Genomic DNA, 13,963 nt, shown 5'->3' on the forward strand with positions numbered 1-13,963 from the left:
ATGCCGCAGGTCATTTTTCTGCCACACGCCGAGCATTGCCCGGACGGTATGGTCGTGGAGGCTGAGACCGGCAAGTCCATCCTCGAAGTTGCCCATGACAACCACATTGAGATCGAAAGTGCCTGCGGCGGTGTCTGCGCCTGCACCACCTGTCACTGCATCATTCGCGAGGGTTTTAATACCCTGGAAGAGGCTGACGAGCTGGAAGAGGACTTTCTTGATCGCGCCTGGGGCCTGGAAGCGCATTCGCGCCTAAGCTGTCAGGCAAAGGTCGGGACTGAAGACATTACCGTCGAAATTCCTAAATATTCGCTCAACCATGCGGCCGAAGCGCCGCATTGATTCAAGGAAATGTCATGAGCCTGAAATGGGTTGATGTACAAGAAATCGCTATACAGCTTGCTGAAGCCCACCCGGACGTCAACCCTCTGTCGGTGAACTTCGTCACGCTGCGTGATCTGGTGATGGCGCTGCCGGAATTCGACGACATCCCGGACCGGGGTGGCGAAAAGGTTCTGGAGGCGATTCAAGGCCTGTGGATCGAAGAAGCAGACTGAGCCGCCTTTTTACGCAGTTAGGCAATACCCAATAACCCGCGTATAATTCGCGGGTTTAATTTTTCGTAAATTACCGTTTCTGGAGTTACACCATGGCTGTTCAACGTACTTTCTCCATCATCAAGCCTGACGCTGTTGCAAAAAACGTCATCGGCGAGATCACCACTCGTTTCGAAAAAGCCGGCCTGAAGGTTGTAGCTTCGAAACTCAAGCAACTGTCCAAAGCTGAAGCTGAAGGCTTCTACGCTGAGCACAGCGCTCGTGGTTTCTTCGGCGACCTGGTTGCTTTCATGATCTCCGGTCCTGTTGTTGTTCAGGTTCTGGAAGGCGAAAACGCTATCGCTTTGAACCGTGAGCTGATGGGCGCTACCAACCCTAAAGAAGCTGCTGCCGGCACCATCCGTGCTGACTTCGCTGAATCCATCGACGCCAACGCTGTTCACGGTTCGGACTCCGAAGCCGCTGCTGCTCGCGAAATCTCGTACTTTTTCGCTGCTACTGAAGTAACCGCTCGCTAAGCATCGGCTTAAAGAGTGAGGGTGAATCCATGACTACATCGACTGTTAAAACCAACCTGCTGGGTCTGACCCAACAGGAAATGGAAAAATTCTTCGACTCAATCGGGGAGAAGCGTTTCCGTGCCGGTCAGGTAATGAAGTGGATTCACCACTTTGGCGTTGACGATTTCGACGCCATGACGAACGTCAGCAAAGCCTTGCGCGACAAGCTCAAGGCCATTGCTGAAGTCCGCGGCCCCGAAGTGGTCAGCGAGGACATCTCCACCGACGGCACCCGTAAGTGGGTGGTGCGCGTGGCGTCCGGTAGCTGCGTCGAGACCGTGTACATTCCCCAGGGCAAACGTGGCACTTTGTGCGTTTCGTCCCAGGCAGGCTGTGCCCTGGATTGCAGTTTCTGCTCCACCGGCAAGCAAGGCTTCAATAGCAACCTCACCGCCGCCGAAGTTATCGGGCAGGTGTGGATTGCCAACAAATCCTTTGGCAGCGTCCCGGCAACCGTCGACCGTGCCATCACCAACGTGGTGATGATGGGCATGGGTGAGCCGCTGCTGAACTTCGACAACGTTATTGCAGCCATGCATTTGATGATGGACGACCTGGGCTACGGCATCTCCAAGCGCCGTGTGACCTTGTCGACCTCCGGCGTGGTGCCGATGATCGATGAGCTGGCCAAGCACATCGACGTCTCCCTGGCATTGTCGCTGCACGCACCGAATGACGCATTGCGTAACCAATTGGTGCCGATCAACAAGAAGTATCCGCTTAAGATGCTGCTCGAATCTTGCCAGCGTTACATGGCGACCTTGGGTGAAAAGCGCGTGTTGACCGTTGAGTACACCCTGCTCAAGGACATCAACGACAAGGTCGAACACGCGGTCGAGATGATCGAGTTGCTCAAGAACACCCCGTGCAAGATCAACCTGATTCCGTTTAACCCGTTTCCCCATTCTGGCTACGAGCGGCCGAGCAACAACGCCATTCGCCGTTTCCAGGATCAACTGCACCAGGCCGGCTACAACGTCACTGTACGCACCACCCGTGGTGAAGACATCGACGCCGCCTGTGGCCAATTGGTAGGGCAGGTGATGGACCGCACCCGCCGCAGCGAACGTTATATCGCCGTGCGCGAACTTAACGCCGCCGAAGATTTGCCGCAAATTGCTGTGAATCGAATCTGAGAGAGGATCTCTATGCCCTTGCGCCTTGCGCTGCTTTTACTTGTTACCGGCCTCGCGGCCGGTTGTGTTTCATCGGGCCATGACAGCCCTTTGCACACCGATAAAGGCCGTGATGAGGCGCGAGTTGCCTATGTGCAACTGGGGCTGGGTTACCTGCAGCAAGGTATGAGCGAGCAGGCCAAGGTTCCGTTGAGAAAGGCCCTTGAGCTGGACAGCGACGATGCTGACGCCAATGCCGCATTAGCCTTGGTGTTCCAGGCCCAGGCCGAACCTGAGCTGGCCGATCAATATTTCCACAAGGCCTTGGCCTCCCGTCCTGCCGACCCTCGACTGCTGAACAATTACGGCAGCTTTCTGTTCGAGCAGAAACGTTATGACCAGGCTTCTCGCTATTTCCAGCAAGCATCCGCCGATGCCCTCTATTCCGGGCGGTCGCGGGTGTTTGAGAACCTAGGGGTGACTTCGATACGCCTCGGTCAGCGCGACAGCGCCCGCCAGCAACTGGAAAAAGCCCTGCATCTGAACAGTCGCCAGCCACGCGCGTTGCTCGAAATGGCTGAGTTGTCTTACGAAGACAGGCATTATGTGCCGGCACGTGACTATTACGCGCGTTTTAGCCTGCTTAGCGGGCAAAATGCACGTAGTCTATTGCTCGGTGTGCGCCTGGCGACGGTTCATGAAGAACGCGACACGGCCGCACGTTTTGGCCAGCAACTCGAACGACTCTATCCCGGTACGCCGGAATATCAGCAATACCTGTCGGAGCAATGATGAAAGCGGCGCACCCGGAAGTTGTAGCAGCTAATCGCGTAAACCCAGGCGAGACCTTGCGTCAGGCCCGCGAAAGCAATGGTTGGTCGCTGGCAGAAGTGGCCCTCAAGCTCAATTTGACCACTACGTCCCTGGGCAATCTGGAAGCCGGCGCGTTCGACAAGCTGCCTGGGCATACCTTCGCCCGCGGCTATATCCGCGCCTATGCCAAGTTACTGGGTATCGACCAGGCCGTGCTGGTCCAGGAATTCGACCAGTTCACCGGCACCGACTCCCAGGGCAGCAATGTTCATGGCTTGGGTCGTATCGAAGAGCCGGTGCGTGTTTCCCACACGATTTTGCGCATTGTCAGTCTGTTGCTGCTGATTGCTGTGATCGGCGGTGGTTTCGTCTGGTGGCAAGACCAGACTTCCCAACGCAGCAAGGACCTGACCAGCAACGCCATGGAGCACGTCGAAGTCGAAAGCGCCGATGGCACCACCCAGATTCACCCGTTGGATGAGCCGGAAGACCAGGCCGCAGCCGAAGGCCTGGCCGCGCCTCAAGCGCCGGTTGCCGCCGAGCAAGCTACGCTGGAGGCGACGAACACTTCGCCTGCCGCGATTGCCGCTGTGTCGGCTCCAGCCGTACCCGCTACTCCGATTGCTCCAGTTGCCCAGGCCCATATCCCGGCTGTTCCGGCACAGGCCCCAGCGGCCGCCGCTCCAGCCGCCCCAGCGATTTCGCCTCCTACCACCCCAGCATTGATAGCCGGTGACGGGCACATCCAGATTACCTTCGTCGCTGACTGCTGGACGCAAGTTACCGATGGCAATGGCAAAGTGCTGTTTAGTGGTCTGAAGCGTAAGGGAGATACTCTTGACCAGGGCGGCAAGCCTCCTTTGACGCTGCGTCTGGGCTTTGCCCGTGGCGCGCAAGTGGCCTATAACGGCCAGCCTGTGGACGTGGCGCCGTTCACCAGTGGCGAGACTGCTCGCCTGAAGTTGGGACAATAGTCATGCACGGCGAATCTCCAATCAAACGTCGCGTATCGCGCAAAATCTGGGTCGGCTCGGTGCCGGTGGGTGGCGACGCCCCCATCGCAGTACAAAGCATGACCAACAGCGACACTAACGATGTTGCTGCCACCGTTGCCCAGATCAACCGTCTGGAAGCGGCTGGCGTAGACATCGTGCGCATTTCCGTACCGGATATGGATGCAGCAGAGGCGTTCGGCCGTATCAAGCAGTTGGTCAAGGTGCCGTTGGTTGCCGACATTCACTTCGACTACAAGATTGCATTGCGTGTAGCCGAACTGGGTGTGGATTGCCTGCGCATCAACCCGGGCAACATCGGTCGTGAAGACCGTGTGCGCGCTGTGGTGGATGCTGCCCGTGACCGCGGGATTCCAATCCGTATCGGCGTTAACGCCGGTTCCCTGGAAAAAGACCTGCAAAAGAAATACGGCGAGCCAACCCCGGCGGCGCTGGTTGAATCGGCGCTGCGCCACGTTGAACACCTTGAGCGCCTGAACTTTCAGGACTTCAAGGTCAGCGTAAAGGCCTCCGACGTGTTCATGGCGGTAGAAGCCTACCGCCTGCTGGCCAAGGAAATTGTCCAGCCACTGCACTTGGGTATCACCGAAGCGGGCGGTTTGCGCTCAGGCACAGTGAAATCTGCGGTGGGTCTCGGTATGCTGCTCGCCGAAGGGATTGGCGATACTATCCGCATCTCCCTGGCGGCAGACCCGGTAGAGGAAGTGAAGGTCGGTTACGACATTCTCAAATCCCTGCATTTGCGTTCCCGTGGCATCAACTTCATCGCCTGCCCGAGCTGCTCGCGGCAGAATTTCGATGTAGTGAAAACCATGAACGAACTGGAAGGACGCCTCGAAGACCTGCTGGTGCCGCTGGATGTTGCGGTAATCGGTTGCGTGGTCAACGGCCCGGGTGAAGCCAAAGAGGCGCACATAGGCCTGACCGGCGGTACACCGAACCTGATTTACATTGACGGCAAGCCGTCGCAGAAGTTGACGAATGACAATCTGGTGGATGAGCTCGAAAGACTGATCCGCGAGAAAGCGGCCGAAAAGGTCGCGGCTGACGCAGCGCTGATCGCGCGCGGCTGATTGAACGAATTTAAGGATTTGATGTGAGCAAGTCTCTGCAAGCCATTCGTGGCATGAACGACATCATGCCGGAGCAGACGCCACTGTGGCGCTACTTCGAGAGCACCGTCGCGCGCCTGTTGGATAACTACGGTTACAAACAGATCCGCATGCCGATCGTCGAGTTCACCGAGCTGTTCAAGCGCTCCATCGGTGAAGTGACTGACATCGTCGAAAAAGAGATGTACACCTTTGAAGACCGCAACGGCGACTCCCTGACCCTGCGTCCGGAAGGTACCGCTGCGTGCGTGCGCGCCGTGCTTGAACATGGTCTCACCGGTGCTGGCCAGCCGCAGAAACTGTGGTACATCGGCCCTATGTTTCGTCACGAGCGCCCACAGAAAGGCCGTTATCGCCAGTTTCACCAGATCGGCCTGGAAGTGTTCAACATCGACGGCCCGGATATTGACGCCGAGCTGATCGTGCTGACCTGGCGCCTGTGGGGCCTGTTGGGCATCCGCGATGCGGTCAAGCTTGAACTCAACAGCCTGGGCACCAGCGAATCCCGCGGCCGCTACAAGGTAGCCCTGGTCGAGTACCTGTCTGCTCACCTGGACAAACTGGACGAAGACAGCCAACGCCGTCTGAAGACCAACCCGTTGCGAGTCCTGGATACCAAGAACGCCGACACTCAGGCCGTGCTGGTCAACGCGCCGAAAATGGCCGATTACCTGGACGACGAGTCCCGCACCCACTTCGAGGGCCTCAAGGCTCGCCTGGATGCTGCCGGCATTCCGTTTGTGATCAACACCAAGCTGGTGCGTGGCCTCGATTACTACAGCAAGACAGTATTCGAGTGGGTCACCGACAAACTCGGTGCCCAGGGCACTGTGTGTGCTGGAGGTCGTTACGACGGCCTGGTCGAGCAGATGGGCGGTAAGCCGACCACGGGCGTGGGTTTTGCCATGGGCATCGAGCGGCTGATTCTGCTGCTCGAAACCCTGGAGCAAGTCCCTGAAGAGATTTCCCGTCAGGTGGACGTGTACCTGTGCGCCTTTGGCGAGGCCGCCGAACTGGCTGCCCTGGCCCTGAGCGAAAAGGTCCGTGACCAACTGCCGAACCTGCGCCTGCAGGTCAATGCCGGCGCCGGTAGCTTCAAGAGCCAGTTCAAGAAGGCCGACAAGAGCGGTGCGCTGTACGCACTGATCCTCGGCGATGACGAGTTGGCCCAGCAAGTGATAGGTTTCAAACCCCTGCGTGGCCAGGGCGAGCAACAGAACATTGCCTTTGATGCGCTCGCTGCGCACTTGGCCACCTGCGTCGTGCAGGGTTGAAGCTGTCGAACAGCCGAATTTAGCGATTAAGGAGTATTGGGGTGTCGAGTACTGAAGATGATCAACTGGCCGAGTTCAAGGACTGGTGGCAGCGTAACGGCAAGCCTCTGGTTACTGGCGGTCTGCTGGCTTTAGTGGTGGTGTTCGGCTGGCAAGCCTGGCACAAGTATCAGGCCAACCAGTCCCAAGGCGCCTCGATCCTCTATCAGCAATTGCTGGAAACCACGCTGACGCCTGATGGCAAGCCTGACCCTGCTCAAGTGGCAGATCTGGCCAGCAAGCTGAAAAACGAATTCGGCGGTAGCACCTACGCCCAATACGGCAGCCTGTTCGTCGCGAAAGTCGCGGTCGACACCGGCAAGCTGGATGACGCAGCCACTGAGCTGAAGGCCATCGCCGACAAACCGACCAACCCGACCCTGGGTGAAATCGCACGTCAGCGCCTGGCGCAGGTATTGGCGGCACAAAACAAGGCTGACGAAGCACTCAAACTGCTCGACGGCGATGCTGACAAGGCATTTGTGGCCACTCGTGAAGAGCTCAAGGGCGACCTGTTGGTCCAATTGGGTCGTACCGACGAAGCCCATGCTGCGTACCAAAAAGCCAAGGCGGCGCTGTCTGATGAAGCGGCGGTCGGTGGCTTACAACTCAAGCTGGACGACTTGGCCAAAGGGGATGCGTGACGTGATCCGTTGGAAACATGCAGCATTGCTGGCTCTGGCCGTTTTGGCCGCGGGTTGCAGCAGCAACAGCAAAAAAGAACTGCCTCCGGCCGAGCTGACCAGCTTCAAGGAAGAAGTGGTCCTGCAAAAGCAGTGGAGCCGCTCCGTCGGTGATGGTCAGGGCGACCTCTACAACCTGTTGCAGCCGGCAATCGACGGCGACAACATCGTGGCCACTGACTCCACTGGCGTGATCATTGCCATGGATCGCATGAATGGCGACGTCAAGTGGAAGAAAGACCTCGAACTGCCGGTTTCCGGTGGTGTGGGCGTCGGCTACGGCCTCGTTCTGGTCGGCACCCTCAAAGGTGACGTGGTTGCCCTTGATTCGGCGACCGGCGAAGAAAAATGGCGCGCTCGCGTGACCAGTGAAGTGCTTGCAGCGCCGGCTACCAATGGCGACGTCGTCGTGGTTCAAACCCAGGATGACCGAGTGATCGGTCTGGATGCCGCTACCGGCAACCAGCGCTGGTTGTATGACAGCACCCCGGCTGTACTGACGTTGCGCGGCACCAGTGGTCCGATTGTGACCAATAATCTGGCCGTTGCAGGTCTGTCGACCGGTAAAGTAGTCGCCCTGGACACCCAGAACGGCGTGCCGGCCTGGGAAACCCGTGTGGCAATCCCTCAAGGTCGCTCCGAGTTGGACCGCGTTGTGGACATCGACGGCGGCTTGCTGCTGTCGGGTGAAACTATTTACGTCGCCACCTACCAGGGCCGCGTTGCCGCGCTGGACCTGCAAAGCGGCCGTATCAACTGGCAGCGTGATGCTTCCAGCTACGCCGGTGTCGCCCAAGGGTTTGGCAGCGTCTACGTAAGCTTGGCGTCGGGCACTGTTGAAAGTGTTGATGAGCGCTCTACCACCGCACTGTGGAGCAACGACTCCTTGGCCCGCCGTCAACTGTCGGCCCCGGAAGTGTTCTCCAGCTATGTAGCAGTAGGTGACTTTGAAGGTTACCTGCATCTGCTGAGCCAGGTAGACGGTCGCTTTGTCGGCCGCGAGCGTATCGACAGCGACGGCCTGCGTGCTCGTCCGCTGGTCGTGGGTAACATGCTTTATGTGTTTGGCAACAGCGGCAAGCTGGAAGCCCTGACCATCAAGTAAAGAACTATGCTTGGGGTAAAACCCAGGCGGCCCCGCTTCGGCGGGGCATGCGGCATTTAATTATGCTGCCCCGAGCACCAGCCGCTGCCTTGCAGCGGCTTTTGTATTTTCTGAAATAACGAAGTGGAGAGCCGCATGGTTCCCGTAATCGCCCTGGTGGGCCGACCTAACGTCGGCAAGTCCACCTTGTTCAACCGCCTGACCAGGACTCGCGACGCCATCGTCGGCGACTTGTCCGGTCTGACCCGTGATCGCCAATACGGTGAGGCAAAGTGGCAAGGGCGCTCCTACATTATTGTCGACACCGGTGGTATTTCCGGTGACGAGCATGGCATGGACGAAAAAATGGCCGAGCAGTCGCTGCTGGCCATTGAAGAAGCCGATGTCGTGTTGTTCCTGGTGGACGCCCGCGCGGGCTACACCGCCGCCGACCAGATGATTGGCGAGCACCTGCGCAAGCGCAACAAGCGTTCCTATTTGGTCGCTAACAAGATCGATAACATCGATCCTGAGCAGGCCCGTGCCGAGTTCAGCCCGATGGGCCTGGGCGACGCGATCCCGGTTGCCGGTGCTCACGGTCGCGGTATCACCCAGATGCTGGAAATCGCCTTGCGCGACTTCCCTAAGGATGATGTCGAGGAAGAAGAGGGCGAAGAAGAGATCGTTGCCGAAGGTGAGGAAGCCAAGCGCATTCCTGGCCCAAGCGAAAAAGACGGTATCAAGATCGCCATCATCGGCCGCCCGAACGTCGGCAAGTCGACGCTGGTTAACCGCATGCTCGGTGAAGACCGGGTAATCGTGTATGACCAGCCCGGCACCACCCGTGACAGCATCTACATCCCGTTCGAACGTAACGAGGAAAAGTACACGCTGATCGACACCGCCGGTGTGCGCAAGCGCGGCAAGATCCACGAGGAAGTTGAAAAGTTCTCGGTGGTGAAAACCCTGCAAGCGATCAAAGACGCCAACGTGGTGATCTTTGTGATGGACGCCCGCGAAGGCGTGGTGGACCACGATCTCAACCTGCTGGGCTTTGCCCTGGAGGCCGGTCGGGCACTGGTGATCGCGATCAACAAGTGGGACGGCATGACGCCGAGCGAGCGCGACTTCGTCAAGATCGAGTTGCAACGTCGCCTGTTCTTCGTCGAGTTCGCCGATATTCACTTTATCTCGGCACTGCACGGCACCGGCGTGGGTAACCTCTACGCGTCCGTCCAGAACTCGTTCAAGTCCGCGGTTACCCGCTGGCCGACTAACCGTCTGACCCAGATCCTGGAAGATGCCGTTGGCGAGCACGCGCCGCCGATGGTCAACAACCGCCGGATCAAACTGCGTTACGCCCACTTGGGTGGTGCCAACCCGCCGATTATCGTGATCCACGGTAACCAGATCGAGAAGGTGCCAAAGTCCTATGTGCGTTACCTGGAAAACACCTATCGCCGTGTCTTGAAACTGGTGGGTACGCCAATCCGTATCGAGTTCAAAGGTGGTGATAACCCGTACGAAGGCAACAAGAACACACTGACTGACCGTCAGGTGAACAAGAAGCGTCGTTTGATGACTCACCACAAGAAGGCCGACAAGAAGCGCCGCGATAAGAAATAAGCGCCGCTTCAAGTTGTAAGCTGCACGCTGCAAGAGAGGGCTCCTTTGGAGCCCTTTTTTGTGCGCGGTGGTTTGTGCCTTGACCCCACGCGGCCGTCAGCTTAAAACTTGGGGCTCACCTGCAGGGGCCTCCGATGATCACCAGCAAGCTGCCGAATGTCGGCACGACCATTTTCACCACCATGTCGCAACTCGCCGCTGAAACCGGCGCGCTCAACCTGTCTCAGGGCTTTCCCGACTTCAATGGCCCTCAAGGCCTGCTCGATGCCGTCGGCAAACATGTGGCCAGTGGGCATAACCAATATTCCCCGATGACTGGCCTGCCGGCGCTGCGCCAGCAAGTGGCGGCGAAGATCGCCCGCAGTTATGGCGCCACGGTTAATCCCGACAGCGAAGTGACCATCACCCCTGGCGCCACGGCTGCGATCTTCTGCGCGATCCAGGCGGTGATTCGCAACGGTGATGAAGTCATTGTGTTCGACCCCAGCTATGACAGTTATGAGCCCTCGGTCGAGTTGGCCGGTGGCCGCTGCGTGCATGTGCAATTGAGCCTGCAAGGCTTTGCTTTGGACTTCGAACGGATCAAGGCTGCGCTCTCACCGCGTACACGCATGATCATCCTCAATACCCCGCACAACCCCACTGGCGCGCTGATCAGCCGCGCCGAGTTGGACCAGTTGGCCGAACTAATCCGCGACCGCGATATCTACCTGGTCAGCGACGAGGTCTACGAACACCTGGTGTTTGATGGTGTGCCCCATGTCAGCGTGCTGGCCCACGAAGAGCTGTATCAACGTGCGTTTGTGGTCAGTTCCTTCGGCAAGACCTACCACGTCACTGGCTGGAAGACCGGCTATGTGGTTGCGCCACCGGCCCTTACTGCTGAACTGCGTAAGGTGCATCAATACGTCAACTTCTGCGGCGTGACCCCTTTGCAGTACGCTTTGGCTGATTTCATGGCTGAACACCCGGAACACGTCGAGGAACTGCCGGCCTTTTATCAGGCCAAGCGCGACTTGTTCTGCGACCTACTGGCGCCGTCGCGCTTCAGTTTTACCCGGGTGACCGGCACTTACTTCCAATTGGTGGATTACTCTCGGATTCGCCCGGACCTGGATGACGTTGCGATGTCATTGTGGATGACTCGCGAGCATGGCGTAGCGACAATCCCGGTTTCGGTGTTCTATCAGAAACCACCCCAAGGCCAGCGGCTGGTGCGCCTTTGCTTTGCCAAGCGCGAGGAGACGCTGCAACAAGCAGCGGAAAAACTATGCGTGATCTGACGGCGTTACCTGACCTGAATGTCGCCCTGTTCCAGACCAGCCTGGTGTGGCACGACCGGCAGGCCAACCTCGAACACTTCGAGCTACTGTTGGAGCAGTCCAGGGGGGCCGATCTGATCGTACTGCCGGAAATGTTCACTACCGGGTTCTCTATGGAGTCGGCGACCCTCGCCGAGCCGGAACGCGGCCTGACCTATCATTGGCTCCAGGCCCAGGCGGCGAAGTACAACGCCGTGATCACCGGCAGCGTGATTATTCAGGCCGCAGACGGCAGCCACCGCAACCGCCTCTTGTGGGCGCGGCCTGATGGCGAGGTGCTGCATTACGATAAGCGCCACCTGTTCCGCATGGCCGGTGAGCACAATCACTACACCCCTGGCGAGCGGCAGGTTCAGTTCGAATTGAAGGGTTGGCGCATTCGCCCGCTGATTTGCTACGACCTTCGCTTTCCCGTGTGGAGTCGCGATGCTCAGGACACTGACTTGCTGCTGTACACCGCCAATTGGCCCGGTGCGCGTCGCCAACATTGGAATCGGTTACTGCCCGCGCGGGCTATCGAGAACCTGTGCTATGTGGCAGCGGTGAATCGGGTGGGGACGGATGGGAAGGGCTTTGCCTACACCGGGGATAGCCAGGTACTGGATTTCCAGGGTGAGACGTTGCTGAGTGCGGGGGAGGCGGATGGGGTGTTCCAGGTGAGCCTGAATGCGGCGGAGCTGGCGGCGTATCGCACAAGGTTCCCGGCGAATCTGGATGCGGATACTTTCGAGTTCACCTAAGCAGATCGTTCCCAAGCTCTGCGTGGGAATGCCTCCTGTGACGCTCTGCGTCCACGCCTCTAGAAGCGGGCGCGGAGCGCCCAGAGCTGCATTCCCACGTGGAGCGTGGGAACGATCTGTGGTGGTTTACGCTGCTTTAGCTTCCAGCTGGCTCAGCGAGCGGTTCAGTGCACTGAATACCGCCTTGAAACTGGCGGTGGTGATGTTTTCATCAATGCCCACGCCATGTACCGGACGCTCACCATTCACACGCAGCTCGATGTACGCCGCTGCCTTGGCGTTGGTGCCTGCGCCGATTGCATGTTCGTTGTAATCCATGATCTCAACACCAATCGGCAGGCCCGCTACCAGCGCTTCGAGGGCGCCGTTGCCTTTGCCTTTCCAGTGCAGGTTGGTTTCGCCCTGGCCCTTGCCCGAGACTTCCACCTCGACAAAGCTGTTGCCGTTCTCTTCCTGCAGACGATGGCTGACCAGCGCGTACGGGGTGTTGGCTTGCAGGTATTCACGCTGCAACAAGGCGTAGATCTGCGGTGCGGTCATCTCAAGGCCCACACGGTCGGTTTCGGCCTGTACCACTTGGCTGAATTCGATCTGCATGCGACGCGGCAAGCTGATGTCATATTCCTGCTCCAGAAGGTAGGCGATGCCGCCTTTGCCCGACTGGCTGTTCACACGGATCACCGCCTCGTAGCTGCGGCCGATATCGGCCGGGTCGATCGGCAAGTACGGCACTTCCCACAGGGCATCGTCTTTCTGCTGGGCGAAGCCCTTGCGGATCGCGTCCTGGTGGGAACCGGAGAATGCGGTGTGCACCAGGTCGCCGACGTACGGATGGCGTGGGTGCACCTGGATCTGGTTGCATTCTTCGACGACTTTACGCACGCCGTCGATGTCGGAGAAGTCCAGCTGTGGGTCGAGGCCCTGGGTGTACATGTTCAGTGCCACGGTGACCAGGTCGACGTTGCCGGTGCGCTCGCCGTTGCCGAACAGGCAGCCTTCGACACGGTCGGCGCCTGCCATCAGGCCCAGCTCGGTGGCGGCCACGCCGGTGCCACGGTCGTTGTGGGTGTGCAGGCTGATGATCACGCTGTCACGACGGTTGATATGGCGACCGAACCACTCGATCTGGTCGGCATAGATGTTCGGCGTGGCGCACTCAACGGTGGCCGGCAGGTTGAGGATCATTTTGTGCTCAGGCGTCGGGTTCCACACCTCGATCACGGCGTCACACACTTCCTTGGCGAACTCCAGTTCGGTAGCGCTGAAGGTCTCCGGGGAGTACTCGAAGGTCCACTGGGTTTCCGGCTGCTGGGCGGCGTATTTGACGAACAGCTTGGCCGCGTTGACCGCGATGGCCTTGATCCCGTCCTTGTCCTGGTTGAACACGATGCGGCGGAAGGACGGCGATGTGGCGTTGTACAAGTGCACGATGGCTTTTTTGGCACCGCGCAGGGATTCGAAGGTACGTGCGATCAAGTCTTCACGGCCCTGGGTCAGCACCTGGATGGTGGTGTCCTCGGGGATGTGGTTGTCTTCGATCAGGGTGCGCACGAAGTCGAAGTCGGTTTGCGAAGCGGCTGGGAACGAGGCTTCGATTTCCTTCACGCCTACAGACACCAGCGTCTTCCAGAAACGCAGCTTTTTCGCGGCGTCCATCGGTTCGATCAGCGACTGGTTGCCATCACGCAGGTCGGAGCTGCACCAGATCGGCGCTTCAGTGATGGTCTTCGACGGCCAGGTACGGTCCGCAATATCGATGGTCGGAAACGCGCGGTACTTCGAAGACGGGTCTTTGAGCATGCTCATCGGGAAATCCTTTGGTGTAGGGGCCGAGAAAAGGCGGCCTGCCGTGTAACTATTGTTGGGATGCTTTCTTGGGGCGAGGCAGATCGATTCAGCCTGGCAGTCGTGCGCTGACGAGGCACAGGCTGCGGTGCTGGCGAAGCTGAATGAGGGTGTGAGAGGTTTTCATAAGCTCAACCCTAACCGCCGGGGTGAAAGATGGCAAGCAGTCGAGAAAAATTG

Annotated in this window: 14 protein-coding genes; 13 read left to right on the forward strand and 1 reads right to left on the reverse strand. The window is 58.7% G+C overall.

Going from position 1 to position 13,963, the window contains the following annotated elements; all coding sequences use genetic code 11:
* The 13 genes from fdx (at nt 1) to BFL40_RS20960 (ending at nt 11,938) form a co-directional block, all read left to right on the forward strand.
* Nucleotides 1-342: an ISC system 2Fe-2S type ferredoxin gene (gene fdx, locus BFL40_RS20900; RefSeq protein WP_017736823.1), complete on the forward strand. Its 342-nt coding sequence runs from the start codon at nt 1-3 to the stop codon at nt 340-342.
* A 14-nt stretch (nt 343-356) separates the two neighbouring features.
* Nucleotides 357-557, forward strand: a complete 201-nt coding sequence (iscX, locus tag BFL40_RS20905; protein WP_071485710.1) for a Fe-S cluster assembly protein IscX — start codon at nt 357-359, stop codon at nt 555-557.
* 92 nt (nt 558-649) lie between these two features.
* Nucleotides 650-1,075: a nucleoside-diphosphate kinase gene (gene ndk, locus BFL40_RS20910; protein ID WP_003175956.1), complete on the forward strand. Its 426-nt coding sequence runs from the start codon at nt 650-652 to the stop codon at nt 1,073-1,075.
* A 29-nt stretch (nt 1,076-1,104) separates the two neighbouring features.
* Complete coding sequence (gene rlmN / locus BFL40_RS20915; RefSeq protein ID WP_071485711.1) at nt 1,105-2,253, forward strand: dual-specificity RNA methyltransferase RlmN; 1,149 nt, start codon at nt 1,105-1,107, stop codon at nt 2,251-2,253.
* A gap of 12 nt (nt 2,254-2,265) precedes the next feature.
* Nucleotides 2,266-3,024, forward strand: coding sequence for a type IV pilus biogenesis/stability protein PilW (gene pilW, locus BFL40_RS20920; protein WP_071485712.1), 759 nt, complete (start codon nt 2,266-2,268; stop codon nt 3,022-3,024).
* The gene (locus BFL40_RS20925) at nt 3,024-4,019 is read left to right on the forward strand and encodes a RodZ domain-containing protein (RefSeq protein ID WP_071485713.1); all 996 of its coding nucleotides are present in this window, start codon (nt 3,024-3,026) and stop codon (nt 4,017-4,019) included. Before pilW ends, BFL40_RS20925 begins: the two co-directional genes overlap by 1 nt.
* Before the next feature lie 2 nt (nt 4,020-4,021).
* The gene (gene ispG, locus BFL40_RS20930) at nt 4,022-5,131 is read left to right on the forward strand and encodes a flavodoxin-dependent (E)-4-hydroxy-3-methylbut-2-enyl-diphosphate synthase (protein ID WP_071485714.1); all 1,110 of its coding nucleotides are present in this window, start codon (nt 4,022-4,024) and stop codon (nt 5,129-5,131) included.
* 23 nt (nt 5,132-5,154) lie between these two features.
* Complete coding sequence (hisS, locus tag BFL40_RS20935) at nt 5,155-6,444, forward strand: histidine--tRNA ligase (protein WP_071485715.1); 1,290 nt, start codon at nt 5,155-5,157, stop codon at nt 6,442-6,444.
* Nucleotides 6,445-6,485: 41 nt separating this feature from the next.
* A complete protein-coding gene (locus BFL40_RS20940; protein WP_071485716.1) occupies nt 6,486-7,127 on the forward strand; it encodes a YfgM family protein in 642 nt (213 codons plus the stop codon).
* Complete coding sequence (bamB, locus tag BFL40_RS20945; RefSeq protein ID WP_071485717.1) at nt 7,120-8,271, forward strand: outer membrane protein assembly factor BamB; 1,152 nt, start codon at nt 7,120-7,122, stop codon at nt 8,269-8,271. Before BFL40_RS20940 ends, bamB begins: the two co-directional genes overlap by 8 nt.
* 135 nt (nt 8,272-8,406) lie before the next feature.
* Entirely contained in the window at nt 8,407-9,876 is a 1,470-nt protein-coding gene (der, locus tag BFL40_RS20950) for a ribosome biogenesis GTPase Der (protein WP_071485718.1), read from the forward strand.
* A 134-nt stretch (nt 9,877-10,010) separates the two neighbouring features.
* A complete protein-coding gene (locus tag BFL40_RS20955) occupies nt 10,011-11,159 on the forward strand; it encodes a pyridoxal phosphate-dependent aminotransferase (protein ID WP_071485719.1) in 1,149 nt (382 codons plus the stop codon).
* On the forward strand, nt 11,147-11,938 hold the full coding sequence (locus BFL40_RS20960; RefSeq protein WP_071485720.1) for an amidohydrolase: 792 nt from the start codon (nt 11,147-11,149) through the stop codon (nt 11,936-11,938). Before BFL40_RS20955 ends, BFL40_RS20960 begins: the two co-directional genes overlap by 13 nt.
* A 126-nt stretch (nt 11,939-12,064) precedes the next feature.
* Here the strand turns inward: BFL40_RS20960 and leuA are convergent, their stop codons facing one another.
* A complete protein-coding gene (gene leuA, locus BFL40_RS20965; protein ID WP_071485721.1) occupies nt 12,065-13,744 on the reverse strand; it encodes a 2-isopropylmalate synthase in 1,680 nt (559 codons plus the stop codon).
* Between the last annotated feature and the right edge of the window lie 219 nt (nt 13,745-13,963).

The sequence above is a fragment of the Pseudomonas costantinii genome (assembly GCF_001870435.1).
GTDB lineage: Bacteria > Pseudomonadota > Gammaproteobacteria > Pseudomonadales > Pseudomonadaceae > Aquipseudomonas > Aquipseudomonas costantinii.

What these genes read in the sequence shown, in the direction of transcription:
- fdx (WP_017736823.1), top strand. Translation starts at nt 1, where the DNA reads ATGCCGCAGGTCATTTTTCTGCCACACGCCGAGCATTGCCCGGACGGT.
- iscX (WP_071485710.1), top strand. Translation starts at nt 357, where the DNA reads ATGAGCCTGAAATGGGTTGATGTACAAGAAATCGCTATACAGCTTGCT.
- ndk (WP_003175956.1), top strand. Translation starts at nt 650, where the DNA reads ATGGCTGTTCAACGTACTTTCTCCATCATCAAGCCTGACGCTGTTGCA.
- rlmN (WP_071485711.1), top strand. Translation starts at nt 1,105, where the DNA reads ATGACTACATCGACTGTTAAAACCAACCTGCTGGGTCTGACCCAACAG.
- pilW (WP_071485712.1), top strand. Translation starts at nt 2,266, where the DNA reads ATGCCCTTGCGCCTTGCGCTGCTTTTACTTGTTACCGGCCTCGCGGCC.
- BFL40_RS20925 (WP_071485713.1), top strand. Translation starts at nt 3,024, where the DNA reads ATGAAAGCGGCGCACCCGGAAGTTGTAGCAGCTAATCGCGTAAACCCA.
- ispG (WP_071485714.1), top strand. Translation starts at nt 4,022, where the DNA reads ATGCACGGCGAATCTCCAATCAAACGTCGCGTATCGCGCAAAATCTGG.
- bamB (WP_071485717.1), top strand. Translation starts at nt 7,120, where the DNA reads ATGCGTGACGTGATCCGTTGGAAACATGCAGCATTGCTGGCTCTGGCC.
- der (WP_071485718.1), top strand. Translation starts at nt 8,407, where the DNA reads ATGGTTCCCGTAATCGCCCTGGTGGGCCGACCTAACGTCGGCAAGTCC.
- BFL40_RS20955 (WP_071485719.1), top strand. Translation starts at nt 10,011, where the DNA reads ATGATCACCAGCAAGCTGCCGAATGTCGGCACGACCATTTTCACCACC.
- BFL40_RS20960 (WP_071485720.1), top strand. Translation starts at nt 11,147, where the DNA reads ATGCGTGATCTGACGGCGTTACCTGACCTGAATGTCGCCCTGTTCCAG.
- leuA (WP_071485721.1), bottom strand. Translation starts at nt 13,744, where the DNA reads ATGAGCATGCTCAAAGACCCGTCTTCGAAGTACCGCGCGTTTCCGACC.